Origin of the sequence: Pseudomonas sp. QTF5 (assembly GCF_000512695.2) — a bacterium.
Taxonomy (GTDB): domain Bacteria; phylum Pseudomonadota; class Gammaproteobacteria; order Pseudomonadales; family Pseudomonadaceae; genus Aquipseudomonas.
This window is the reverse complement of the sequence record NZ_AZRW02000004.1, coordinates 1-25197: the sequence shown is the minus strand read 5'-3', so window position 1 is coordinate 25197 and position 25197 is coordinate 1. Positions and strand designations below refer to the sequence as shown.

At 59.4% G+C, this 25197-nt stretch carries 18 protein-coding genes; 12 read left to right on the top strand and 6 right to left on the bottom strand.

From position 1 onward, the window contains the following. Nucleotides 1–179 precede the first annotated feature (179 nt). Both IC37_RS04260 and IC37_RS04255 read left to right on the top strand, forming a co-directional pair. Nucleotides 180–1328 (top strand): pyridoxal phosphate-dependent aminotransferase, encoded by a 1149-nt coding sequence (locus IC37_RS04260; RefSeq protein ID WP_030129854.1) that lies wholly within the window; start codon nt 180–182, stop codon nt 1326–1328. Beyond that, complete coding sequence (locus IC37_RS04255; RefSeq protein WP_030129871.1) at nt 1316–2107, top strand: amidohydrolase; 792 nt, start codon at nt 1316–1318, stop codon at nt 2105–2107. The genes IC37_RS04260 and IC37_RS04255 overlap by 13 nt, the downstream gene beginning before the upstream one ends. A gap of 209 nt (nt 2108–2316) precedes the next feature. Here IC37_RS04255 and leuA read toward each other — a convergent pair whose 3' ends face one another. Further along, nucleotides 2317–3996: a 2-isopropylmalate synthase gene (leuA, locus tag IC37_RS04250; RefSeq protein WP_030129855.1), complete on the bottom strand. Its 1680-nt coding sequence runs from the start codon at nt 3994–3996 to the stop codon at nt 2317–2319. A gap of 396 nt (nt 3997–4392) precedes the next feature. On the opposite strand from leuA, the gene IC37_RS04245 reads away from it, so the two are divergent. Then, complete coding sequence (locus tag IC37_RS04245; protein WP_030129856.1) at nt 4393–4749, top strand: hypothetical protein; 357 nt, start codon at nt 4393–4395, stop codon at nt 4747–4749. A 136-nt stretch (nt 4750–4885) separates the two neighbouring features. Here the strand turns inward: IC37_RS04245 and IC37_RS04240 are convergent, their stop codons facing one another. The 3 genes from IC37_RS04240 to IC37_RS04230 all read right to left on the bottom strand — a co-directional run bounded on the left by IC37_RS04240 (nt 4886) and on the right by IC37_RS04230 (nt 8142). After that, nucleotides 4886–5707, bottom strand: a complete 822-nt coding sequence (locus IC37_RS04240; RefSeq protein ID WP_030129857.1) for a M23 family metallopeptidase — start codon at nt 5705–5707, stop codon at nt 4886–4888. Between the two features lie 3 nt (nt 5708–5710). Further along, nucleotides 5711–7090, bottom strand: a complete 1380-nt coding sequence (gene xseA / locus IC37_RS04235; protein WP_030129858.1) for an exodeoxyribonuclease VII large subunit — start codon at nt 7088–7090, stop codon at nt 5711–5713. A gap of 104 nt (nt 7091–7194) precedes the next feature. After that, nucleotides 7195–8142, bottom strand: coding sequence for a LysR family transcriptional regulator (locus IC37_RS04230; protein WP_030129859.1), 948 nt, complete (start codon nt 8140–8142; stop codon nt 7195–7197). A 100-nt stretch (nt 8143–8242) separates the two neighbouring features. Here IC37_RS04230 and IC37_RS04225 point away from each other — a divergent pair, with 100 nt between their 5' ends. From IC37_RS04225 to guaA, 4 genes are all read left to right on the top strand, one after another. Beyond that, the gene (locus IC37_RS04225; RefSeq protein ID WP_030129860.1) at nt 8243–9010 is read left to right on the top strand and encodes a sulfite exporter TauE/SafE family protein; all 768 of its coding nucleotides are present in this window, start codon (nt 8243–8245) and stop codon (nt 9008–9010) included. Nucleotides 9011–9189: 179 nt separating this feature from the next. Next, a complete protein-coding gene (locus tag IC37_RS04220) occupies nt 9190–9738 on the top strand; it encodes a hypothetical protein (protein ID WP_030129861.1) in 549 nt (182 codons plus the stop codon). 351 nt (nt 9739–10089) lie between these two features. Next, on the top strand, nt 10090–11559 hold the full coding sequence (gene guaB / locus IC37_RS04215) for an IMP dehydrogenase (protein WP_030129862.1): 1470 nt from the start codon (nt 10090–10092) through the stop codon (nt 11557–11559). Nucleotides 11560–11652: 93 nt separating this feature from the next. Beyond that, complete coding sequence (gene guaA / locus IC37_RS04210) at nt 11653–13230, top strand: glutamine-hydrolyzing GMP synthase (protein WP_030129863.1); 1578 nt, start codon at nt 11653–11655, stop codon at nt 13228–13230. Between the two features lie 85 nt (nt 13231–13315). On the opposite strand, the gene IC37_RS04205 is transcribed toward guaA, so the two are convergent. Continuing rightward, a complete protein-coding gene (locus IC37_RS04205; protein ID WP_030129864.1) occupies nt 13316–16390 on the bottom strand; it encodes a membrane-targeted effector domain-containing toxin in 3075 nt (1024 codons plus the stop codon). A gap of 99 nt (nt 16391–16489) precedes the next feature. Further along, nucleotides 16490–17194 carry a trehalose operon repressor gene (gene treR, locus IC37_RS04200; RefSeq protein ID WP_030129865.1) on the bottom strand — a complete coding sequence of 235 codons (705 nt, stop codon included), beginning with the start codon at nt 17192–17194 and terminating at the stop codon, nt 16490–16492. Between the two features lie 237 nt (nt 17195–17431). Between treR and treP the strand changes: the two genes are divergently transcribed. From treP to IC37_RS04175, 5 genes are all read left to right on the top strand, one after another. Further along, nucleotides 17432–18874, top strand: a complete 1443-nt coding sequence (gene treP, locus IC37_RS04195; RefSeq protein ID WP_030129866.1) for a PTS system trehalose-specific EIIBC component — start codon at nt 17432–17434, stop codon at nt 18872–18874. A 114-nt stretch (nt 18875–18988) separates the two neighbouring features. Continuing rightward, nucleotides 18989–20638 (top strand): alpha,alpha-phosphotrehalase, encoded by a 1650-nt coding sequence (treC, locus tag IC37_RS04190; protein ID WP_030129867.1) that lies wholly within the window; start codon nt 18989–18991, stop codon nt 20636–20638. Nucleotides 20639–20733: 95 nt separating this feature from the next. Continuing rightward, the gene (locus tag IC37_RS04185; protein ID WP_030129868.1) at nt 20734–21957 is read left to right on the top strand and encodes a carbohydrate porin; all 1224 of its coding nucleotides are present in this window, start codon (nt 20734–20736) and stop codon (nt 21955–21957) included. 161 nt (nt 21958–22118) lie between these two features. Beyond that, the gene (gene ptsP / locus IC37_RS04180; RefSeq protein WP_030129869.1) at nt 22119–24653 is read left to right on the top strand and encodes a phosphoenolpyruvate--protein phosphotransferase; all 2535 of its coding nucleotides are present in this window, start codon (nt 22119–22121) and stop codon (nt 24651–24653) included. Between the two features lie 2 nt (nt 24654–24655). Then, nucleotides 24656–24946 (top strand): PTS transporter subunit EIIB, encoded by a 291-nt coding sequence (locus tag IC37_RS04175; RefSeq protein WP_030129870.1) that lies wholly within the window; start codon nt 24656–24658, stop codon nt 24944–24946. The last annotated feature ends 251 nt before the right edge of the window (nt 24947–25197 follow it).

Below are 25197 nucleotides of genomic sequence, written 5' to 3'. Positions count from 1 at the left end.
AACGATAACGCGGTGTACCTGTGACACCGCGGCGTGACTATCGCGGGCAAGCCACGCTCCCACAGGATCGGGTTACAGAAAGGGCGCTTAAGGCGCCCTTTTTTTATGGGCGCCGTTTGGGCTATTCTCGAGCTCTCCCGTGCCGTCGTAGAGCCGGGTGTAGAGCCAGGGAATCACCGATGATCACCAGTAAGCTGCCGAATGTCGGCATCACTATCTTCACTCAGATGTCTCAGCTTGCGGCGCAAACCGGGGCGATCAATCTGTCTCAGGGGTTTCCCGATTTCGACGGCCCGCAGGCCCTGCGCGATGCGGTCGGCCGGCATATCGCCAGTGGTCACAACCAGTATTCGCCGATGACCGGCCTGCCGGTGTTGCGTCAGCAGATCGCGGTGAAGATCGCTCGCAGCTACGGCGCCCATGTCGATGCCGACAGTGAAGTGACGGTCACCCCCGGCGCGACTCAGGCGATTTTCTGCGCCATTCAGACGGTGATCCACAGCGGCGATGAAGTGATCGTGTTCGATCCGGCCTACGACAGTTATGAACCTTCGGTGGAGCTGGCCGGTGGCCGTTGCGTTCATGTGCAACTGGGCCTCAACGATTTCAGTATCGACTTCCAGAAGCTTGCCGATGCGCTGAGCCCGCGTACGCGGATGATCATTCTTAACACCCCGCACAACCCCAGCGGCGCATTGATCAGTCGTGCCGAGCTGGATCAACTGGCGGCGTTGATCCGCGACCGCGATATCTATGTGATCAGTGATGAGGTCTACGAGCACCTGGTGTTCGACGGCGTGCCTCACGTCAGCGTATTGGCCCACGAAGAACTCTATCAGCGCGCATTTGTGGTCAGTTCATTCGGCAAGACCTACCACGTCACTGGTTGGAAAACCGGTTACGTGGTGGCTCCGCCAGCCCTTACCGCGGAGCTGCGCAAGGTTCACCAATACGTCAGTTTCTGCGGCGTGACGCCGTTGCAATATGCGTTGGCCGATTACATGGCCGAGCACCCGGAGCATGTCGAAGAATTGCCGGGTTTCTATCAGGCCAAGCGCGATCTGTTCTGCGATCTGCTGGCGCCGTCACGCTTCAGTTTCAGCCGCGTGGCCGGTACTTATTTCCAATTGGTCGATTACTCGCAGATTCGCCCGGACCTCGATGACGTCGAGATGGCGCTGTGGATGACCCGCGAACATGGTGTCGCGAGCATCCCGATCTCGGTGTTCTACCAGACGCCACCGGTCGGCCAGCGCCTGGTGCGCCTGTGCTTTGCCAAACGCGAGGAGACCCTGCGTGAAGCAGCGGCAAAACTATGCGTGATCTGAGTGCTCTGCCCAATCTGAATGTCGCGCTGATCCAGACCACCTTGGCCTGGCATGATCGTCCGGCCAATCTGGAGCATTTCGAGCCGTTGCTGGAACAGGCTCGCGGCGCTGATCTGATCATCCTGCCGGAGATGTTCACCACCGGTTTCTCCATGGAATCGGAAACCCTCGCCGAGCCAGAAAATGGCCCCACCAGTAAATGGCTGCGGGTTCAGGCGGCGAAACTGGACGCGGTGATCACCGGCAGCATCATCGTTCAGGTGGCTGACGGCAGTCATCGCAATCGTCTGTTGTGGGCGCGGCCGGACGGGGAGGTGTGGCACTACGACAAGCGTCATCTGTTCCGCATGGCGGGCGAGCACAACCATTTCACTCCGGGCGAGCGTCAGGTGCAGTTCGAATTGAAGGGCTGGCGAGTGCGGCCGCTGATTTGCTACGACCTGCGATTCCCGGTCTGGAGTCGCGATCCTCAAGACACCGACCTGTTGCTTTACACCGCCAATTGGCCGGGCGCTCGGCGCCAGCACTGGAACCGTTTGCTGCCGGCACGGGCGATTGAAAACCTCTGCTATGTGGCGGCGGTGAACCGCATCGGTACCGATGGCAAAGGCTTTGCTTATACCGGTGACAGTCAGGTCCTGGATTTTCAGGGCGAGACGTTGCTCAGCGCAGGCGATGCCGATGGTGTATTCAAGGTCGTTCTGGACGCGGCGGAGCTGGCGGCTTATCGCGCACGGTTTCCGGCGAATCTGGATGCGGATACCTTCGAGTTCACCTGAGATTGTCTTTGCCTGACCGTCCGTCTTCGCGAGCAAGCCCGCTCCCACACTTGATCGGTGTTTACACAGATTTTGTGTACACCAAAAATCCACTGTGAGAGCGGGCTTGCTCGCGAAGAGGCCAGAACAGGCAACACAAAAATCCCAGGCAAACAAAAAGGCCCCGAGGTTCGCACCCCGGGGCCTTTTGCATTGCAGCGCAGGGCTCTTTACGCCGCTTTCGCTTCCGGCTGGCTCAGAGAGCGGTTCAGCGCACTGAACACGGCCTTGAAGCTGGCGGTGGTGATGTTTTCATCGATGCCGACACCATGCACCGCACGCTCACCATTCACCCGCAGTTCAATGTAGGCCGCAGCCTTGGCATTGGTGCCCGCGCCGATGGCGTGTTCGTTGTAGTCCATGATTTCCACCGGGATCGGCAGACCGGCCACCAGCGCTTCCAGAGCGCCGTTGCCTTTGCCACGCCAGTGCAGATTGGTTTCGCCCTGACCTTTGCTTGAGACTTCCACTTCCACGGCGCTGTGACCGTTTTCTTCCTGCAAGCGATGGCTGACCAGCGCGTACGGGGTGTTGGCCTGCAAGTACTCGCTGTGCAGCAGCGCATGGATCTGTTGGGCCGTCATCTCAAGGCCCAGACGATCGGTTTCACGCTGCACGACCTGGCTGAACTCGATCTGCATACGGCGCGGCAAGTTGATGCCGTATTCCTGTTCCAGCAGGTAAGCGATACCGCCCTTGCCCGACTGGCTGTTGACGCGAATCACCGCCTCGTAGCTGCGGCCGATGTCGGCCGGGTCGATCGGCAGGTACGGAACTTCCCACAGGGCGTCCGGTTGCTGCTGGGCGAAGCCCTTGCGGATGGCGTCCTGGTGGGAGCCGGAGAACGCGGTGTGAACCAGATCGCCGACGTACGGGTGACGTGGGTGCACCGGAATCTGGTTGCACTCTTCGACGACTTTGCGCACGCCATCGATGTCGGAGAAGTCCAGTTCAGGGTCGACGCCCTGGGTGTAGAGGTTCAAGGCCACGGTCACCAGGTCGACGTTACCGGTACGCTCGCCGTTGCCGAACAGGCAGCCTTCGACTCGGTCGGCGCCGGCCATCAGGCCCAGCTCAGTGGCGGCCACACCAGTGCCACGGTCGTTGTGGGTGTGCAGGCTGATGATCACGCTGTCACGACGGTTGATATGGCGGCCGAACCATTCGATCTGGTCGGCATAGATGTTCGGGGTGGCGCATTCGACGGTGGCAGGCAGGTTCAGGATCACCTTGTGCTCAGGCGTCGGGTTCCATACTTCGATCACTGCGTCGCAGACTTCTTTGGCGAACTCCAGTTCGGTAGCGCTGAAGGTTTCTGGCGAGTACTCGAAGGTCCACTCAGTGTTTGGTTGCTGAGCAGCGTATTTGACGAACAGTTTGGCGGCGTTCACGGCGATGGCCTTGATCCCGTCTTTGTCCTGGTTGAAGACAATGCGGCGGAAGGAAGGGGAGGTCGCGTTGTACAGGTGAACGATGGCCTTCTTGGCACCGCGCAGGGATTCGAAGGTGCGCGCGATCAAATCTTCACGGCCCTGGGTCAGCACCTGAATGGTGGTGTCGTCCGGGATGTGGCCGTCTTCGATCAGGGTACGCACGAAGTCGAAGTCGGTTTGCGAAGCGGCCGGGAACGAGGCTTCGATTTCTTTCACGCCGACTTGCACCAGGGTTTTCCAGAAACGCAGCTTCTTGACCGCGTCCATCGGCTCGATCAGCGACTGGTTGCCGTCACGAAGGTCCGAGCTGCACCAGATCGGCGCTGCGGTGATGGTCTTCGATGGCCAGGTGCGGTCCGGGATGTCGATGGTCGGGAACGCGCGGTATTTCGAAGACGGGTCTTTGAGCATGCTCATCGGGAAATCCTTATTGTGTGGGCCGAAAAAAGGCGGCCTGCCGGTGGATCAAATGTTCTGGGGATAAAGCGTCAGACGAGGCACCGCGATTCAGCTTGGCAGTCGTGCGCTGACCAGGCACAGGCTGCGGTGCTGGCGAAGCTGAATGAGGGTGTGAGAAGTTTTCATGCCTTCAACCCTAACCGCGGGGGGAAAAGATGGCAAGCAGTCGAAAAAAATTGAGAGGAATACTCGAAAAGTCGAGTTTATTGAGATTTTGTTGCGGTGAATGGCAGGGATTGTATTGATGTTTGCGCGAGGTTTGAGCGATGCGCAATTGGAGGTTGGCGATTGCAGTTCGTCCGGCGCAGCTATTCTTAAAACCTCAACCAGACGACCAGAAAGCAGGAGTTGGCAATGAACGAATCGGATTGGAAGCTCTATAGCGCACTGCGTCCGGTAGCCCATGAGCGGATGTGTATCCGGATCATGGAGGAGGTCGAGCGTACGGTGCTGGATAAAAGCCTGGCGCCTTATGAGCGTATTGAAGCCAGTGAAGAAAGGCTGAAGGCCGGTCAGCAGGAGCTGTATTGGGCGTTTGGCGTTTTCAGTCACTCACGCAATGAAGCGCCTGCTCACTTGCTGGGGCTGTGTACTCATGAGCTGATCACATCTGAAGAATTGGCTGGTTTCTCGGAGGAAACCCAGGCTTGGGTCAAAGAGTGTCTGGCGCACAGAGAGATACATGGGATTGAGGATCTTGAGGCTGAATAAGCGGCGCCAATGAGGCCGCCTTCGCGAGCAAGCCCGCTCCCACATTTGATCGGCGTGAACACATATTCTGTGCATGCCGAAAATCTAATGTGGGAGCGGGCTTGCTCGCGAAGAGGCCATCAGCCTCAACAACTATTTACGGCTGAAACGCCCCAATAAAAATCGCCGGATCCACCCGCGCATCATTCAGGCTGATATTCCAGTGCATATGCGGTCCGGTCGCGCGCCCGGTGGCGCCGACTTTCCCGACCACACCACCACGCGCCAATTGCTGGCCAACCTTCACGTCGATCTTCGACATGTGGCAGAACATGCTGATAAAGCCCTGACCATGGTCGACAAACACCGTATTACCGTTGAAGAAGTAGTTACCGATCAGGATCACCTTGCCGGCGGCCGGGGTTTTGATCGGCGTGCCGGCAGGCACCGCGAAGTCGAGGCCTGCGTGTGGATTGCGTTCTTCGCCATTGAAAAAGCGGCGCACGCCAAACTTGCTCGACAGCGGCCCGTTGACCGGTTTGTCCAGCAGCAGATTGCTCGGGGTGTTCGGGCTGAAGCTGCGGTAGGCCTGGATCTGCTCCGCCAGCTCACCCTCGATGCGCTTGAGATTCTCCGGGTTCGGATTGACCTGCTGAGTATTTTTCAGGGTGATGTGCTGTTCAGGGTATTGCTTGCTGCCGACGGTGAAGTTCAGGTTACGACCACCGCTGCTAAGCGACTGGCTGCCCGGTTTGACAGTCAGCGGCACGCCGACAATGGCCAGCCAGTTGTTCTGTTCCTTGACCACCAATACCGGTTTGCCTTGATAGCTGGCTTTGGGTGCCTGGGCGGAGCTGCCCAGATCCACCACCGCCACGCCGCCCGGCACCGGTTTGTTCAACAGGCGGGTGATGTAGCTGTCGGCGTAGGCGTTGAAGGTCAGGCACAGCAACAGCAGCGGAGCTAAAAAACGCGGCATGGATCAATCCAGTAAAGAAAGGGTGACAGGCGTCAGGTGATTGTCTTCGACCCGCACTTGCAGTTCGCCTTCGCCCAGTTTGGCTTTCAGGCGCTGGCCGGTATGGGTCTGCGCGGCGCTGCGAATCGCGTTGCCGCGCTCGTCCAGCAAAATGCTGTAACCACGAGCGAGGGTCGCCAACGGGCTGACCACGTGCAGCGTCTGCATTTGACTTTGCAGTTGCAGACGGCGGGACTTAAGCCCTTCACGCATGGCCCGGGGCAGGCGTTCGGCGAGGCTGTCGAGGCGTTGGCGAAGCATCGCCAGTTGCCGCCCCGGATGTTGCCCGGCGAGGCGGGTTTCCAGACGGATCAAACGTTCGCGACGGGTATTGAGGCTGCGTTCGAACGCGCGGCGCATGCGCATGTCCAGATCATCCAGACGTTGTGCTTGCTGACGCAGACGTTCGCCGGGATGACGCAGGCGCCGGGCCATGCCTTCCAGACGCAACCGGTCGCGCATCAAACGGTCGCGAATGCGCATCACCAGGCGCCGATGCAGACTTTCGACGCGCCGCACCAGATCGCCGGAATCCGGCGCGAGCAGTTCGGCAGCAGCAGAGGGTGTCGGGGCGCGGACGTCTGCGACGAAGTCACTGATCGACACGTCGGTTTCATGGCCGACGGCGCTGACAATCGGCGTCACGCAGGCATCCACGGCGCGGGCCACGGCTTCTTCGTTGAAACACCAGAGGTCTTCCAGCGAACCGCCGCCACGGGCCAGGATCAGCGCGTCGAAACCGCGGGCGTCCGCCAGTTTCAGCGCGCGGACAATCTGCGCGGTGGCTTCGCGGCCTTGCACGGCGGTGGGGATCAGCGTCAGTTGGATCTGCGGCGCGCGGCGGCGGAACACACTGATGATGTCGCGGATCACTGCGCCGGTGGGCGAACTGATGATGCCGATGCGTTGCGGGTGCGCCGGCAGCGGCACTTTGCGCTCGGCGCTGAACAGGCCTTCGGCGCTGAGCTTTTCCTTCAGCGCGTCGAAGGCCAGACGCAGGGCGCCGTCACCGGCCGGTTCCACGGTGTCGAGAATCAATTGGTAATCGCCACGACCTTCAAACAGCGAAACCTTGCCACGCACCTTGACCGCCAAGCCGTCCTTCAACGCCTGGCGAACCCGCGCGGCGTTCTGGCGAAACAGCGCGCAACGGACTTGGGCGCCGCTGTCTTTGAGGGTGAAATACACATGGCCGGACGCCGGGCGGGCGAGGTTGGAGATTTCGCCTTCGACCCAGATGTTGCTGAACACGTCTTCGAGCAACACCCGCGCGCGGCCGTTGAGCTGGCTGACAGTCAGGACTTCCCGGTCCAGGCCGAGTCTTGCAAAGGGATCTTTAATCATGGGGCGCAGTTTAAAGGCATTCGGCGATCAATCTCCATGAGTCAACACAAATCCCCTGTGGGAGCGGCGGTGCGGCGATCCGACTTGCTCGCGAAGAGGTCATGTCAGTCGCCATCATTGTTGAATGACCCACCGCTTTCGCGAGCAAGCCCGCTCCCACAGTGGGTTGTGCAGGTTTTGATGAATTGCTGGACCAGTGCCGTGGGATGTTGCCGACAGGCGAGGGCGACGGTGCTGTGGCAATCGGGGTCGGCCAAGGGCAGGAAATGGATATCCGGCGGCGCGATGTCTTGCATCGATTCCGGTAACAGCGCGATGCCGAACCCGGCCTGGATCAATTGCAGTTGCGTGGTTTTGCGCGACACCACTCGAGCCGCCCGGGGAAAGAACCCCTGGCGCATGCACAACTCGGCGGACAGATAGCTCAGGCCGCCACGCTGTGGATGAGGGATGGAAATAAACGCTTCATTCTTCAATTGCGCCAGATCGATGCCTTGCGCGGACTTATCCACAGCCAGCCGATGATTCGGCGGCACCGCCAGCAACAGACGCTCGCTGTACAGCGGAACAATCTGCACCCCTTCACGCTGACGCAATACTGGCAGGCGCAACAGACCCACATCGAGGCGACCTTCGGCCAATTCTTCCAGTTGCGCCTCGGAGGACAGTTTGACGATGTCCACGGACACACCGGCGTGCCGATCCAGATAGACGCTGATGGCTCGCAGCAGCCGACCGCTCATGGGCACAGTGCTGGAGTGACTCAGGCGCAACACGCCGAGTTGACCGTTACCCACCTGAGTGGCCATCTCGCTGGCCTTGGTCAATTCATTCAGCAGGTTTCTCGCCCGAGGCAAAAAGGCTTCACCCGCCGCCGTCAGTCGGGGCTGGCGCGCGGTGCGTTCGAACAGCGGCGTTTGCAGCCGGGTTTCCATGTCCTTGATCTGCCGGCTCAAGGCGGATTGAGCAATAAACAGTCGTTCGGCCGCAGCGCTGAAGCTGCCGCTCTCGGCGATTTCCACGAAGTAGCGTAATTGACGGGTTGAAAGCACAAGGCATGCCTTTTCGAGATGAGTAGTCGACATTGAAGATATTAGTCGCAACGCTCGGCGCTGGCTAAAGTCATCACAGGAATTAAAGGAAGCCGTGACGATGAGTGTGCTGGAGTTGTTAAACCAATGGCCGTGGGGTGCGGTGGATTGGCTGGTGATCGGGTTAGGCGTTGCCCTGGCCTACATCGTGTTCGGCATCGCCGGTTTTGGCACCGCGCTGGTGGCGGGGCCGATTCTGATCCTGTTCATGCCGCTGTCGAAAATCGTGCCGCTGTTGGTGCTGCTGGATTTCGTCGCGGCGTTCGGCAATTTACTGCCTTCGCGACGGAATGTGGCGAGCCCCGAGTTGCTGCGATTGTTGCCGTGCATGGCGGTGGGCTGCACGTTGGGGGTGATTTTTCTGCTGAACCTGAAATCCGATGTTTTGCTGCTATTGATGGGGCTGTTTATCAGTGCCTATGCGGTTTACAGCCTGTGGATTAAAGCCCGTCCGGCGCAATTGTCCGCCGGGTGGGCGGTGCCGATGGGCACGGTGGGCGGGATGTTCGGGGCGTTGTTTGGCAGTGGCGGCTTTTTATATGCGATCTATTTGAACAGTCGCCTGCCCAAGGACGCGGCCCGGGCGACCCAGAGTGCGCTGATCAGTTGCAGCACCGTGGTGCGTTTGAGCCTGTTTGCCGTCGCCGGAGTGTATGCCGAGCTACCCTTGTTGGTATTGGCGCTGTGTTTGTTGCCGGCGATGGCGCTGGGGTTGTGGATCGGCCGGCGGTTGACCATGAAATTGTCCCGCGAGGCATTCGTGCGGCTGGTGACCTGGCTGGTACTGGCCAGCGGGATTGCCTTGATCGGGCGTTATTTGAGTACTTGACCGGATTTCGTCAGGGATTAAGCTGCCCGGCCGCAAATCCTGTGGGAGCGAGCCTGCTCGCGATGACGGTGGGTCAGGCAACAACAATGTTGGCTGGCAATGGCCTCATCGTCGGAACGCCGCCCGGAGCCGGCTCGCTCCCACAAGGGTGGATCATTCAGTATTTGTAGGCTTGCACCATGAACTCCCAAAGCATCATCGTCCCGAAAATCTCCATACTGCCGGTACACGAACCCCGGGCCCGGGCGGTCGTGCGTTGGCTGGTGCGCAAGAACATCATTAAAGAAGAGCTGACCACCTGTGGCCGCACCGGCAATCGCATGGCCCACGCCATCGCCGACGGCGCTCGCGCGGTGGTCCTGCACCCTGACGCGCTGCCGTTCGGCGAGCCGGTCAATGGCCTGGAGATCATCACCAAGCGCTGCATCTATACACCGGCCAAGGGATTTCTCGAAGAAGCCGGCTGCGCCGAGTGCCGCAAGGAAATCGGCGAAGCGCTGTTCGAAAGCCTGGAAGACTGGATGCCAGGGCGCACCGATAACTTCACCTGCCCTGAATGCGGGCATGAAGACGACATCAACGGGTTTCTGTTCTTGCAGGAATGCGGCTTCTCTAACCTGGGGTTCATCTTCAACAACTGGCTCGAGGCCGGGTTCAAGCAGAGCTTCATCGACGAATTTGCCGATTGGCTGGATCAACCCGTGAGTTGGGTCAAGGTCGAACTGTAAATGTAGGAGCGAGGCTTGCCCCAATGCCAGTCAGTTAAGGTGCGATACCTGTGGGAGCGGGCTTGCTCGCGAAAGCGGTGTGTCCCGACATCAATGTTGACTATGCCGCCGTCTTCGCGAGCAAGCCCGCTCCCACATGGATTGCGCTTAACTGACTGGCATTAAGGCTTGCCCGCGAAGCTTTTGGCGCCAGTGATGGCCCCTTCGCGGGCAAGCCTCGCTCCTACGGGATTTGTGTGCCAAAACCTCCGTCGATCACCGCGTCGATAATAGACAGAGTTTTACATTGAACCCGAGGGGGTGTCTGACTATAATGGCGCGCTTCCATTTTCCCGCTCGGGAGCCCCCGCGATGCTGCGTATCAGCCAAGAAGCTCTGACCTTCGACGACATTCTTTTAGTGCCCGGTTATTCCGAGGTTCTTCCTAACGAAGTCAGTCTCAAGACCCGCCTTACCCGTGGCATCGAGCTGAATATTCCACTGGTTTCTGCTGCCATGGACACCGTTACTGAAGCCCGTTTGGCAATTGCCATGGCTCAGGAAGGTGGCATCGGTATCATCCACAAGAACATGACCATCGAGCAGCAAGCTGCCGAAGTGCGTAAGGTCAAGCGGTACGAGGCCGGCGTGGTCAAGGACCCGATCACCATCGAGGCTGACGCCACGGTTCGTGAACTGTTCGAACTCACCCGCCAGCACAACATCTCCGGCGTTCCGGTACTGCACGATGGCGACCTGGTCGGCATCGTCACTTCCCGTGACGTGCGTTTCGAAAACCGCATGGACGCCAGCGTCCGTGAAGTGATGACGCCTAAAGAGCGTCTGGTCACGGTCAAAGAAGGCGCCGACAAGAACGACGTCCGTGAGCTGTTGCACAAGCACCGTATCGAACGCGTGCTGATCGTCGACGACAAATTCGCCCTCAAAGGCATGATGACCGTCAACGACATCGAAAAAGCCAAGGCTTACCCGCTGGCCAGCAAGGACGATCAAGGTCGTCTGCGTGTTGGCGCTGCAGTCGGTACCGGTAAAGACACCGGTGACCGCGTAGCTGCCCTGGTCCACGCTGGTGTTGACGTGGTAGTGGTCGACACTGCTCACGGTCACTCCAAAGGCGTGATCGACCGCGTTCGCTGGGTCAAACAGAACTTCCCTGAAGTGCAGGTCATCGGCGGCAACATCGCCACCGGCGCTGCCGCCAAGGCCTTGGCCGAAGCCGGCGCTGACGCAGTCAAGGTCGGTATCGGCCCTGGCTCGATCTGCACCACCCGTATCGTCGCCGGTGTCGGCGTCCCGCAAATCAGTGCTATCGCCAACGTCGCCGCTGCCCTTGAAGGCACTGGCGTTCCGTTGATCGCCGACGGCGGCATCCGTTTCTCCGGTGACCTGTCCAAGGCCATCGTTGCCGGTGCCTCCTGCGTGATGATGGGCTCGATGTTCGCCGGTACCGAAGAAGCGCCAGGCGAAATCGAACTGTTCCAGGGCCGTTCGTACAAGGCTTACCGCGGCATGGGTTCGCTGGGCGCCATGTCCCAGGCTCAAGGTTCCTCCGACCGTTACTTCCAGGACTCCTCGGCAGGCGCCGAGAAACTGGTTCCGGAAGGCATCGAAGGGCGTGTTCCTTACAAGGGCACCCTGAGCGCCATCATCCATCAACTGATGGGCGGGCTGCGTTCTTCCATGGGCTACACCGGTAGCGCCGATATCGAAGAAATGCGCACCAAGCCTGAGTTCGTGCGGATCACCGGTGCCGGCATGGCCGAATCCCACGTTCACGACGTGCAAATCACCAAAGAAGCGCCAAACTACCGCGTAGGTTGAGGCTTCCAGCAATAAGTTAAGTAACCGGGGCTGTTTTCAGCCCCGAGTTGTTTCTGATTTTCTTCACCGAACTGCATAGACGAGACTGACCACATGGCCCTCGACATTCACGCCCACCGCATCCTGATCCTCGACTTCGGTTCCCAGTACACCCAGCTGATTGCCCGCCGCGTGCGTGAAATCGGCGTGTACTGCGAACTGCATCCGTTCGACATGGACGACGAAGCGATTCGCGAATTCGCTCCAAAAGGCGTCATTCTCGCCGGCGGCCCCGAGTCCGTGCACGTAGCCGACAGCCCGCGCTGCCCGCAAGCGGTGTTTGACCTGGGCGTACCGGTCTTCGGTATCTGCTACGGCATGCAGACCATGGCTGAACAGCTGGGTGGCAAGGTCGAAGGTTCCGAGCTGCGTGAGTTCGGTTATGCCCGCGTTGACGTGGTCGGCAAGAGCCGTCTGCTCGATGGCATCGAAGACCATATCGACGCCGATGGCCTGTTCGGCCTCGACGTGTGGATGAGCCACGGTGACAAGGTCACCAGGATGCCGGAAGACTTCCACATCCTGGCCAGCACCCCGAGCTGCCCGATTGCCGGCATGTTCAACGATGCTCGCGGCTACTACGGCGTACAGTTCCATCCGGAAGTGACCCACACCAAACAAGGTGGTCGCATCCTCTCGCGCTTCATCCTCGACATCTGCGGCTGCGAAGCCCTGTGGACACCTTCGAAGATTGCTGAAGATGCCATCGCCCAGGTCCGCGCCCAGGTTGGCACCGACAACGTGTTGCTCGGCCTGTCCGGCGGCGTTGACTCCTCGGTGGTTGCCGCGTTGCTGCACAAGGCCATCGGCGACCAGTTGACCTGCGTCTTCGTCGACAACGGCCTGTTGCGCCTGCACGAAGGCGAGCAAGTGATGGCCATGTTCGCCGAGAACATGGGCGTCAAGGTGATTCGCGCCAACGCCGAGGACCAGTTCCTCGACAATCTGGCAGGCGAAAGCGACCCAGAGAAGAAGCGCAAGATCATCGGCCGTACCTTCATCGACGTGTTCGATGCCCAGTCCAACAAACTGGATAACATCAAATACCTCGCCCAAGGCACGATTTACCCGGACGTGATCGAGTCGGCTGGCGCGAAAAGCGGCAAGGCGCACGTGATCAAGTCGCACCACAACGTGGGCGGCCTGCCGGAAGAAATGAACCTCAAGCTGGTTGAACCCCTGCGCGAGCTGTTCAAGGACGAAGTCCGTCGTCTGGGCCTGGAACTTGGCCTGCCGTACGACATGGTCTACCGCCACCCGTTCCCGGGCCCGGGCCTGGGCGTGCGCATCCTGGGTGAAGTGAAGAAGGAATACGCCGACCTGCTGCGTCGCGCCGACCACATCTTCATCGAAGAACTGCGCAAAGCCGACTGGTACCACAAGGTCAGCCAGGCATTCGTGGTGTTCCAGCCAGTGAAATCGGTTGGCGTTGTTGGCGATGGCCGTCGTTACGCCTGGGTCGTTGCCCTGCGGGCCGTGGAAACCATCGACTTCATGACCGCGCGTTGGGCTCACCTGCCTTACGAACTGCTGGAAACCGTCAGCGGCCGCATCATCAATGAAATCGAAGGCATCTCCCGCGTCACTTACGACGTGTCGAGCAAGCCGCCAGCGACCATTGAGTGGGAGTGATCCCGCGCAGGCCGTGATGGCTTGAACGCAGCAGTAAAAACAAGCCGTGTGAAACTCGATTTCACACGGCTTTTTCGTTTGCCGATTACAGCGGCTTCGACCAACCCGCCAATGCCATGCCCATGTTGTCCAGCGCCTGCAACAGCTGCCTGATACTGCCAAAGCGTTTTCCGCTCACCGAGGCCCATTGCGGACGTTCGATGTAGTAACGATCTCCATCTTCCTGGATGACAGTGCGTACCAGCTCTTTAGCGCGGCTGCGATGCATCACGTATGTAGCACCCGGTTCCTGCTTCAAGGTGTACATGCCGGCACGCGGTAATAACGCCTCGATTTCCTGCAGGTTTTGCGTCCCCCACGGCACTTCTACTCGCAGTCGCAAGTCGCCTTTGACCACGGCAGTGGGGCTGTGCGGCATATTCTTGAGGGGAAGACGTCTTCCGGGGTCGATATCGACACCGGTTTCGGTGCCTTCGGCAACATCCTCGACACGAATCCCGATGCCTTCCTCAAGCTCACTGATACCGGCGAGGCCTTCATACGTATTGGAATGTGTGTTGCCCATTAACGCCACCCACTTGTGAGCACCGCGCATGGCTTGATCGGTACGAATGATGGTTCTGGCAAAGTAATTCATCATTTTCTGCCGCACCGTTTCGTCGATAACGCGCCCTTGCGGGCCAAGGAAGGTCATGCCTTCGACCCGGTAGCTCGCCATGGAATCGATCGCCTGAACCCGAATCCTGTGCTTGCCGGCCTCCTTGACCAGTTCGAGAAACGTGTAGCGGCCAAGCGGGTCGGTCATCTGCCCGATGTCGAGACCTCTAAGGTACTTTTCCAGCTTGATGGACATCACGTGTGTCTCGGCAAAAGTGTCTAGATCTGCTTGGTGGAAATCGGTCAGCAGATGCTCCATGTAGAGCGTTTTCACCTTTTTGCGGGCCAGCAGTTCCATGTTGTCGATCAGGAATTGTTTGCTGCCGATATCGCTATGACTCTCTCCGATGACCAGTCCTCGGGCGTGCTCCAGCGTTGCGTCGATAATCTCTTCTGCCGTGGCGTTCTGAGCGAGTTGTGGAATGGGTGGTCGTGGTGGGAGGTCGGGATTTTCGTAAAAACGTACGGCATCCTGGTAAAGGCGTTTTCTGATGGCTTTGAATTCTCGGTGGGGGTCGAACTCTTTGAGGCTGTCGTATTCATCACGGAGTGCATAAGGTTCATGCCCATCGGCGCCGACTTCCAGCTCGGCTCTCAAATGCTGTGGGACTTCATAAGGCGAGTCGGGTAGCCGAACGGGTGACTGTGCGCTTGTACCCGCAAGGCCTGGAGTCTTGCCGCCACCCTTGAGGCCGCTTCGCGGCATCGTTCCCCAGTTACCCTCCGCGTTCAGGCGTACGGGAATCGATCCCGGGAATCTGTTGGGAAACTCGGGATTGATGATCATCCAGTGCCCTTCACCGTTGATGTCGCCCTCGAAGCGCACGTAGTACGCAGCGTCGTTCATCATGATGGCAGTGGAAGGTTCGGAGTCTAGGCGGTAGATGCCTTGGTAGTTTCCGGGCTCGCTGACAGGCGTGAGTCCTTCGAGCAATTCGTTGGCTTGCCAGTTGTCCGGCACCGTGGGGCCTTGTGCAGCCATTGGCAGGGCAGGGACGAGTACGTCATCAGTCAGTTCACCGGCAAGCGCTTCGGTATCCGCGAGCCCGGACTGTGGCACCTTCGCGCTTGACGGAGTAGTGCGTGGTGCCGTGACCTCGAGGTCGGTCGCCGGGCCGGTCCCTTTGACCGGTTGCGTCGATTCAATCAGATCGGTCATTTCCGTCGCTTCGGCGGCATCGACTTCGGGGCCGATTTCTGGCAGCGTGCCGGGGCCTTTCAGGACGAGCAGGTTGAACAGCAAATCAATACCACTCAGCACGGCGCCAAGAATGCCGGCCTTGCGCTCGTCGGCAGTTTTGGCATTGACTGCCTGATCGATGTTCAAGCCCATGTTGGCAATGCTGGCGCCGACCACGGGCAGTGCGATTGGCCAGCCGACGACGGCCATCGGACCGAAAACTTTCAAGCCGGCGCTGAGGTATCCGATCCAGAGTTTTTTGCGCAGATCGCCATTGGATGTCAGCGCCAGTTCGGCCTCGGCGAACATTGCCTCTTTGGTGGAATCGCGCAACCAACTAAATGCATCACCCTGAATGATCTGGTTTTTCTGGTTGATCATGTGATGGTCGTACTTGCCCCAGGTCTTGACCAGCCGATTCATGATATCGGTGATGTTCTCGGCGATCTTCTGCCTGTCAGCGAGGGCGAAGTGAGTCATGAAAGCCTGGCGTGCATCCTCTGTGTTCATCCTTTGAAACATCCAGAAGTGCATGTCCGTGGCGGTTTCCAGCACCTGGAAGGCATTGGTTTCACCGGGCAGGTAAACGATCTGCCGGCCTTTGGGGGCGACGATCCGCAGAGTATTGGTGGCGACGTAGCCATCGACGTCCAGGGTGCGGACGCGCCCTTGTGTATCAGGGTGTTCCGTTTGCAGCTGTTGCAGGCTGATCGGCCAGGTGATCGGCCCCATGACGGCGTTTACCACGAGATTGAAATCGTCGTCGCTCAACTGGCGCTTGTCCCGTGCCTGCACGGCGTTGATCAGGAAGTTGCACTTGGTCAGAGTTCGGAAGTCGCTGGCCGAGCGTTCCCAAAAGGTGGTCAACCGAGCGGTGTACAGATCACTGAAGTTAATGTTCCAGAAATCTTTCAGGACTTCGTTGCCGTGCAGCCGCACTTCGTTTTTCTCATCGAAGTCCCCGGCCTCCGGGCCTGCCGTGTAAAAGCCACCATAGAGGTCCAGTAGATCGGCGTTGTCTTGGTCGGTAGCGCGAAAGCGCTGAATGACCAGTTGCGTCAAGCTCAGGGGCGTCGAGGCAGGTTCATTGACATGCTCCCAGCCGGTGAAGGTTTTCGAATTACTCTGGGCGGCCTGGAATCGGTGAAAGTACACCCGATCCGGATCGAGGCCGACGATGCCGTATTTTTTCAACAGGTCGCTGGCAACTTCGTGGGCCGTGTCTTGCAGGCCGGGGCACGTCTGGATCACCGTGGTGGCGATGGCCTTGAGCGCTGCCTTGTCGGCGGCATTGGGCAGTGGACGGGTTTCACTCGGGTTCATGCTCTCTATCCTTGAGAAATGGGCATCGAGGATGACCCGTTCGCTCAAGGAATGTGCACTACATAGTTATGCCCATTGTCGATTCAGTACCGTGTAGTGTCAGCGCCGGGCCACATCCGAAAAATAGAACTTGTCCAGGGTATGTCGCGACTCGGTGTACTCGAATTGTCGACCGTCCTGCAGGAAAGTCTGGTTACTGACCACGATCACATGGCTCTGGCCGTCGAGGTCCAGGTGTTGCTGGTCGTCCTTGCTGCGGGGCACTGCTTCGATGGTGCGCTGGGCGTAGGCGATTTGCAGTTGCAGGGTCTGTTCGATGAAGGCGTAGATCGAGTGCTCGGCGATGTCGCGGGACAGGCCGGGAATCACGTCGCTGACGAAATGGTTGATGTCGAGGATCACCCGTTTGCCGTCAATCCGCCGCACGCGCTTGATCCGGGTGATCAGGCTACCTTCCGCAGCCTTGATGTGTTCGAGCAGCGGACCTTCGAGGGGGATTTGTGTGAACTCGACCACCTCAGTGCTGACGTCGTTGCCCAGTCGCGGGTAGGTCTCCTGGAAGCTGACGATGCCGCCGAGCTGAAATTCGATCGGGTTGGTCGACAGTACGAAAGTGCCTTTGCCGTGGACTTTCTGGGCGAAACCGCGCTCCTGCAATTGCTCGATGGCCTTGCGCACAGTGCCGCGACTGGCCTGATAGCTGTCCATCAATTCGGTTTCAGAAGGCAGTCGTGCGCCGCGTTCCAGGCGTTCGGTCGTGATGCTGGCAAGCAGATCGCTGTAGATCTGGTTGTATTTACTCATGGGGATGGCTCTGTGCCGCGTTGTGCTCAAGGTTTTGAACCTTAAGGGCAGGGTAGGGGTTTGTCCATGCGGCTTTGGGTTTCTGTGACTTCGGAGGTAGGAAATGTCGCCGCCTGTCGGGTTCAGGGTAAACAAAATCAAACTCGTCTGTACGAGTTATTGCTTTAACTCGTACAGACGAGTACTTTTCGCTTCGGCGTGCTGCCAATAACAAAAAACTACAGCGGAAGAACAAGCATGAGCCACGACTATCCGAACATCGTCACTGAGTTGCTGTACAGCCTCGGTGGCAGCGACAACCTCGAGCAGGCCGCGCATTGCGTCACACGGCTGCGCCTGGCCCTCAAGGACCCCAAGCTGGTTAACAGCGCCACGCTGAACCAGATCGATCTGGTCAAAGGTTCGTTCTTTACCGGTGGCCTGTTCCAGGTGGTGATCGGCCCCGGCGAAGTGGAAAAGGTCTACGCCGAGTTACGCCGGCAAACCGGTCTCGCAGCCTCGACCATTGCCGACGTCAAACAGAAAAGCGCCGACAAGATCAACCCGATGCAGCGATTGGTGCGGGTATTTTCCGACGTGTTCATGCCGATCCTCCCGGCGCTGATCATTGCCGGCCTGCTGATGGGCATCAACAACCTGATCGGCGCCAAGGGCATGTTCATCGAGGGTAAGACCCTGCTGGATGCCTACCCCAAGCTTGACGGGCTCTGGAGCCTGATCAACCTGATGGCCAACACCTCGTTCGTGTTCCTTCCGGCATTGGTGGGCTGGTCGGCGGCCAAGCGCTTTGGCGGCAGCGAAATCCTCGGCATCGTGCTGGGCCTGATGCTGGTGCACCCAGATCTGCTCAACGCCTGGAACTACGGCAAAGCGGTGGCTGGGCTGGAGGGGCAGAGCCTGCCGTACTTCGACATCCTCGGTATGTTTCAGATCGAGAAGGTCGGTTATCAAGGGCAAATCCTGCCGATCCTGATGGCGGCCTATGTGATGAGCGTCATCGAAAAGTGGCTGCGGGCGCGAGTGCCTAACGCGGTGCAATTGCTGGTGGTACCGATCACCACGATCGTCGTCACCGGTGTGCTGGCGCTGGCGGTGATTGGTCCGGTGACCCGCCATCTGGGGATTCTCATTACCGAAGGCGTGGTTACCCTGTTCGACCTGGCGCCCATGGTCGGCGGCGCAATTTTCGGCCTGCTCTACGCACCGCTGGTGATCACCGGCATGCACCACATGTTTCTCGCGGTCGACCTGCAACTGATCTCCACTCAGGGCGGCACCTTCATCTGGCCGATGATCGTCATGTCCAACCTCGCCCAAGGCAGCGCGGCACTGGCGGTGTTCTACATGACCCGCAGTGTGCGGGACAAAAGCATGGCCTCGACCTCGGCGATTTCTGCCTACTTCGGCATCACCGAACCGGCCATGTTCGGGGTCAACCTGCGCTACAAATTTCCGTTCTATGCGGCTCTGATCGGCTCGGCGCTGGGCTGCATCTTCCTGTCGCTGAACAAGGTCCAGGCCTCGGCGATCGGCGTCGGCGGCTTGCCCGGTTTTATCTCGATCATTCCGCAGTTCATTCCCATGTTCGTGGTCGGGATGGTGATTGCCATGGTCGTGCCGTTTGTTCTGACCTGCGGCTTGAGCATGAAGATTGTCCGGCCCGGGTATCGGGTCGCCTGATCGCATTCGCGAGCAAGCCCGCTCCCGCAGTTGACCGCATTCCAATGTGGGAGCGGGCTTGCTCGCGAAGGGGCCAGAACAGTCACCGCACTAATTTATTGAAGGAATCCCGCCATGCAAGACTGGCAACGTTCGGTGATCTACCAGATCTACCCGAAGAGTTTTCACAGCCACGCCGGCAACCCCACGGGGGATTTGCTCGGCGTCGTGGCCAAGCTCGACTACCTGCACTGGCTGGGTGTCGATTGCCTGTGGATCACGCCGTTCCTGCGTTCGCCCCAGCGCGACAACGGTTACGACATCAGCGATTACTACGCCATTGATCCCAGCTACGGGACCATGGCCGACTGCGAGTTGCTGATCGCCGAGGCGGGCAAGCGCGGGATCAAATTGATGCTCGACATCGTGGTCAATCACACCTCGATCGAACACACCTGGTTTCAGCAGGCCCGCAGCAGCCTCGACAACCCTTACCGCGATTTCTACATCTGGCGCGACCAGCCGAACAACTGGGAATCCAAGTTCGGCGGTTCGGCCTGGGAGTACGAGGCCCAGACCGGTCAGTACTACCTGCACTTGTTCGACCACACTCAGGCCGACCTGAACTGGGACAACCCCCAGGTGCGTGCCGAGGTCTTCAAGATGATGCGTTTCTGGCGCGACAAAGGTGTGGGCGGTTTCCGGCTGGACGTGATCAACCTGATTTCCAAGCCGGCGAATTTCCCCGAGGACAACAGCGACGGTCGGCGCTTCTACACCGACGGCCCGAACGTCCACGACTACTTGCAGCAGATGCACCGTGAAGTGTTCGAGGGGCATGACCTGATCAACGTCGGCGAGATGTCATCCACCAGCCTGGAACACTGCATTCGTTACTCGCGGCCGGAGTCGAAAGAGCTGTCCATGACTTTCAACTTTCATCACCTGAAGGTTGATTACCCGAACCTGCAAAAGTGGGTTCGCGCCGATTTCGACTTCCTCGCACTCAAGCGCATCCTCTCCGACTGGCAGACCGGGATGCAGGCCGGCGGCGGCTGGAACGCGCTGTTCTGGTGTAACCACGACCAGCCACGGGTGGTCTCGCGTTTTGGTCATGACGGTGAGCATCGGGTGGTGTCGGCGAAGATGCTCGGCACGGCGCTGCATTTCCTCCAGGGCACGCCGTTTGTGTATCAAGGTGAAGAGCTAGGCATGACCAATCCGGGCTTCGATCGCATCGATCAGTACCGCGATGTCGAGACCCTGAACATTCACCGGCTCAAGCGCGAGGCAGGTAGCAGTGACGTCGACAACATGGCGGCGATCATGCAGAAGTCCCGGGACAACGGTCGCACGCCGATGCACTGGAACGCCGAGCCGAACGCCGGTTTCAGCGCTGCCGAACCATGGATCGGGGTGCCGGCCAACGCAGCGCAGATCAACGTCGCTCATCAACTCGACGATCCGGATTCCGTGCTGCATCACTACCGTCAGCTGATTGCCCTGCGCCGCAGTGAAACGCTGATGTCCGATGGCGTTTACCGGCAATTATTGCCTGAGCACACGAAAATCTGGGCGTATGTGCGTGAAGGCGATGGTGAGCGTTTGCTGGTGCTGAACAACTTCTATGGCGCGCCGTGCGAAGTCGAACTACCGCCAGACGTGATCAATGAAGCGATGGCTCAACGTCTGGTCATCAGCAACTACCCGGACTGTCCGCTGCGCAATCAGCAGGTGTTTTTACGGCCGTTTGAGTCGTTCGTGCTGCACCTGACTAACCACTAAAAAAACACCGTTTCAAAAAACACGCAGAACGCTGCGCGGGGGAGTTTTGCGCGCCGATTTTGCTGCATCACACAATAAAAATAATGAGGTGGTTCTTGAAAACAACAATAAATCACAGCCTTGTAGCGGCGGGCGTGTGCCTGGCTTTACCACTGTCAGCCCAGGCGCTGGAGTTCGCCGGTTACTTGCGCAGCGGCGTCGGCACCTCGGTTAACAGCGGTAAACAGCAGTGTTTCCAGCTGCCGGGAGCGCAGACCAAATACCGCTTGGGTAACGAATGTGAGCAGTACGCTGAACTTGAATTGCGCCAGGATCTGTACACCCTGGACGATGGTTCGGTGCTCAGCGTCGACGGCATGGCATCGCTGTATAACCAATACGACAAGGACCTGACGTTCAACGGTGACAACGGCTCGGTGCGCCTGCCGCAGCTGTACGCGCAATGGTCGAACATGCCCAGCCTAAACGGTGGTTCGCTGTGGGCCGGTCGGCGTTATTACAAGCGGAACGATATCCATATTTCCGACTTCTACTACTGGAACCAGAGCGCCACCGGCGGCGGTATCGAAGATGTGCTGATTGGTGATCTGAAGTACAGCTACGCCTTCTCGCGCAAGGACAACCTGTACCAGAAAGACTACATCAACCGTCACGATTTCAACGTCGCCGGCTTCAACACCAACCCTGGGGGTGAGCTGGAATTCGGTTTGAGCTACATCGACAAACCCGACAGCCGTGACGCTCATCGCGGTTGGGCAATTACCACCCAGCATGTGCAGAAGGGCTTTCTGGGCGGCAAGAATAAACTGGCCTTTCAGTACGGTGAAGGCCCCGGCACCGGGTTGGGCTATACCGGTAACGTGAGGCTGGACGACAGCAGCAAAAGCTACCGGGTGGTGGAGTTCTTCGACTGGCAAGTGACGCCGCGTTTCGGCGGGCAAGTCGAGGCGGTCTACCAGAAAGACATTCGCCCGGACGGCACCGACCAGAACTGGATTTCCCTCGGGATTCGCCCGGCCTATGCGATCACCGAGCAGTTCAAACTGGTGACCGAACTGGGCCACGATCAGGTTGAAGCCACGGGCGGGACGCGCAAGCTGAGCAAGTTCACCTTCGCCCCGACCTGGTCGCCCAAGGGCCCGGAATTCTGGGCGCGCCCCGAGGTGCGTCTGTATTACACCTATGCCAGCTGGAACGAGGCGGCCAAACGGGCGGCCAATGAACTGGCGGCGGGTTCGGCGTTGTCCGACACCGGCGCCTTCGGCACAGCGCGACACGGTTCGAACGTCGGATTGCAGGTCGAGTATTGGTGGAAATAAACGCCGCATAGCCCCGTAGGAGCTGCCGAAGGCTGCGATCTTTTCTCTTGGGCTCACTTGAATCTCAAGCGGAAGATCAAAAGATCGCAGCCTTCGGCAGCTCCTACCAGGTACCGCGAGATCGCAAGCGTCTTTTAAAGAACAAAACAGCAGGTGACGTCATGGCCACACCCCAACAATTGCAACTGCTGGCACCCTTGTCCGGCGTGCTGATGCCGCTGGACCAAGTGCCCGATCAGGTGTTTTCCAGTCGCGTGATCGGCGACGGTCTGTGCATCGATCCGACTTCGCAAACCTTGTGCGCACCGCTGGCCGGGGTGATCAGCAATGTGCAGGTCAGTGGGCATGCCGTCAGCATCACCGACGACAATGGCGTGCAGGTGCTGATGCACATCGGCCTCGACACCGTGAATCTGGCTGGAAAAGGTTTCACCCGGTTGGTGGAGGAAGGTCAGCGGGTAGCAGTGGGGCAGGCGCTGATCGAGTTCGATGCCGATTACATTGCCTTGAACGCCCGCAGTTTGTTGACTTTGATGCTGGTGGTCAGCGGTGAGCCGTTCACCTGGCTGACGCCCGAAACAGGTGGGGTGGAAAGCGGTCAGCCGCTGCTGAGTTTGAATCCATCCGAAGTGGTGGCCGCTGAGCCGATGCCGGAGGAGGGTGAAGCGCTGTTCTCCAAACCGGTGACGTTGCCCAATGCCAACGGCTTGCACGCGCGCCCTGCGGCAGTGTTTGCCCAGGCGGCGAAAGGCTTTTCGGCGAGCATTTGCCTGCATAAACAGCAGGACAGCGCGAATGCCAAATCCCTGGTGGCGATCATGGCTTTGCAAACCGCCCATGGTGACATCCTGCAGGTCAGCGCGGCGGGCGCGGATGCCGAAATGGCGATCAAGACGCTGGCCGAGTTGCTGGCTGCCGGTTGCGGGGAAACCGTGACGGTGATGGCAGAGGTTGAGACGGTTGCCGCTGAAGCCTCATCGCTGAAGGTGCTGCGCGGCGTCTGTGCTTCGCCGGGGGCGGCGTTTGGCCAAGTGGTGCAGATTGCCGAGCAGACTCTCGAGGTGAGCGAGTCAGGCGTTAGTCCTCAGGTTGAGCGCGAGTACCTGTCCCTGGCGTTGGTGGCGGCGGTTCTGGCCTTGCAGCAGTTGCGAGACAAGGCCACGGGTGACGCCCAGGCAGACATCTTCAAGGCGCATCAGGAACTGCTCGAAGACCCAGGCCTGCTGGATCAGGCCCTGGCACTGATCGATGCAGGCAAAAGCGCCGGTTTCGCCTGGCGTGCGGCCACCGAGTCGACGGCAGCCTTGTTCAAAAGCCTGGGCAATGCCTTGCTGGCCGAACGGGCGGCGGATTTGGCCGACGTTGGTCAACGGGTGCTCAAGCTGATTCTCGGCGTAGAAGATCGTGCGATGGAGTTGCCGGACGGGGCGATTTTGATTGCCGAGCAACTGACGCCCTCCCAGACGGCTGGCCTGGACACGCGCAAGGTGCTGGGGTTCGCCACGGTCGGCGGTGGCGCCACCAGCCACGTGGCGATTCTGGCGCGGGCCTTCGGTTTGCCGGCGATCTGCGGCTTGCCGGTTCAGGTGTTGGCACTGGCCAACGGCACCCGGGTGTTGCTCGATGCTGACAAGGGCGAGTTGCAGCTGGATCCCGAGCTGGCGGCCATTGAGCAGTTGCAAGCCAATCGTCAGCGACAAAAGAAACGCCAACAATACGAACTGGAAAATGCAGGACTGGCCGCCTGTACCCGCGATGGGCATCACGTTGAAATCACCGCCAATATCGCTTCGCTGGCCGAAGCCGAACAGGCCATGGCGCTGGGCGGCGAGGGCGTCGGTCTGTTGCGTTCGGAGTTTCTTTATCTGGATCGCAACCACGCACCGAGCCATGACGAGCAGGCCTCCACCTACAGCGCCATCGCCCGCACCTTGGGGCCGGCGCGCAATCTGGTGGTGCGAACCCTGGATGTCGGCGGTGACAAACCGTTGGCCTATGTGCCGATGGAGCGCGAAACCAATCCGTTTTTGGGTATGCGCGGAATTCGTTTGTGCCTGGAGCGCCCGCAGCTGTTGCGCCATCAGTTCAAGGCGATTTTGAGCAGCGCCGGGCTGGCTCGCCTGCACATCATGCTGCCGATGGTCGCGCAGCTGTCGGAGTTGCGGCAGGCCCGTCAGCTGCTTGAAGAAGAGGCGCTGGCATTAGGGCTTACCGAACTACCGAAGCTGGGGATCATGATCGAAGTGCCGGCGGCGGCACTGATGGCTGATCTGTTTACGCCCGAGGTGGATTTCTTCTCCATTGGCACCAACGACCTGACCCAGTACACCCTGGCCATGGACCGCGATCACCCACGGCTGGCCAGTCAGGCCGACAGTTTTCATCCGGCGGTGCTGCGTTTGATCGCCAATACCGTGAAAGCCGCCCATGCCCATGGCAAATGGGTCGGTGTGTGCGGCGCCATGGCTTCGGAAAAACTGGCGGTGCCGCTGTTGCTGGGGCTTGGGGTGGATGAACTGTCGGTGAGCGTGCCGTTGATTCCAGCGATCAAAGCGGCAGTTCGCGAAGTGGATCTGCTGGACTGCCAAGCCATCGCCCAGCAGGTGCTGGGGCTGGAAAGTGCCGAGCAAGTGCGCGAGGCACTGCGGCTGCACCGTGAGGCGACGGTCGATACTTCATTGATTCTGGAGAACTGAGCATGTTCGAGAAAATGCAGCGGGCGTTCTGGAAAGCATTGACGCCGGACCTGGTAGTGGATGAGCCGAAAGTGGTGGCTCAGCCTGTTTTCGGTTTGACCGCGAATGTCGTCGCCGCCCTGGGTGGTGTGGATAACCTCAAGTCGCAACAGCCAGTGGCGCTGACCCGGGTGCGGGTGGAATTGCGGGACATGACGCGAATGGATCGGCAGGCGTTGACGGTGGCGGGGGTGCCGGGGGTGATGATGCTGGGGGATGGGGTTGTTCATCTGATCACCGGACTTCAGCCGTAACCGGAGTTTTGTGGTGAGGGGGCTTGCTGTGGCGAGGGAGCTTGCTCCCGCTGGGCTGCTGAGCGGACAATCCTGATTTCGCCAACTCTACACGGTGATCGTTCCCACGCTCCGCGTAGGAATGCCTCAAGGGACGCTCCGCGTTCCAGCCACACCGCCGCTGTCGAGCCAGACACCGATGTGACGCAGAGCGTCACGGGCTGCATTCCCACGCAGAGCGTCACTAGTGTCCGGTAAAAACCGAAGGGGGA

Coding starts and splice junctions, on each gene's coding strand:
- IC37_RS04260 (WP_030129854.1), top strand. CDS start 180: ATGATCACCAGTAAGCTGCCGAATGTCGGCATCACTATCTTCACTCAG.
- IC37_RS04255 (WP_030129871.1), top strand. CDS start 1,316: ATGCGTGATCTGAGTGCTCTGCCCAATCTGAATGTCGCGCTGATCCAG.
- leuA (WP_030129855.1), bottom strand. CDS start 3,996: ATGAGCATGCTCAAAGACCCGTCTTCGAAATACCGCGCGTTCCCGACC.
- IC37_RS04245 (WP_030129856.1), top strand. CDS start 4,393: ATGAACGAATCGGATTGGAAGCTCTATAGCGCACTGCGTCCGGTAGCC.
- IC37_RS04240 (WP_030129857.1), bottom strand. CDS start 5,707: ATGCCGCGTTTTTTAGCTCCGCTGCTGTTGCTGTGCCTGACCTTCAAC.
- xseA (WP_030129858.1), bottom strand. CDS start 7,090: ATGATTAAAGATCCCTTTGCAAGACTCGGCCTGGACCGGGAAGTCCTG.
- IC37_RS04225 (WP_030129860.1), top strand. CDS start 8,243: ATGAGTGTGCTGGAGTTGTTAAACCAATGGCCGTGGGGTGCGGTGGAT.
- IC37_RS04220 (WP_030129861.1), top strand. CDS start 9,190: ATGAACTCCCAAAGCATCATCGTCCCGAAAATCTCCATACTGCCGGTA.
- guaB (WP_030129862.1), top strand. CDS start 10,090: ATGCTGCGTATCAGCCAAGAAGCTCTGACCTTCGACGACATTCTTTTA.
- guaA (WP_030129863.1), top strand. CDS start 11,653: ATGGCCCTCGACATTCACGCCCACCGCATCCTGATCCTCGACTTCGGT.
- IC37_RS04205 (WP_030129864.1), bottom strand. CDS start 16,390: ATGAACCCGAGTGAAACCCGTCCACTGCCCAATGCCGCCGACAAGGCA.
- treR (WP_030129865.1), bottom strand. CDS start 17,194: ATGAGTAAATACAACCAGATCTACAGCGATCTGCTTGCCAGCATCACG.
- treP (WP_030129866.1), top strand. CDS start 17,432: ATGAGCCACGACTATCCGAACATCGTCACTGAGTTGCTGTACAGCCTC.
- treC (WP_030129867.1), top strand. CDS start 18,989: ATGCAAGACTGGCAACGTTCGGTGATCTACCAGATCTACCCGAAGAGT.
- ptsP (WP_030129869.1), top strand. CDS start 22,119: ATGGCCACACCCCAACAATTGCAACTGCTGGCACCCTTGTCCGGCGTG.
- IC37_RS04175 (WP_030129870.1), top strand. CDS start 24,656: ATGTTCGAGAAAATGCAGCGGGCGTTCTGGAAAGCATTGACGCCGGAC.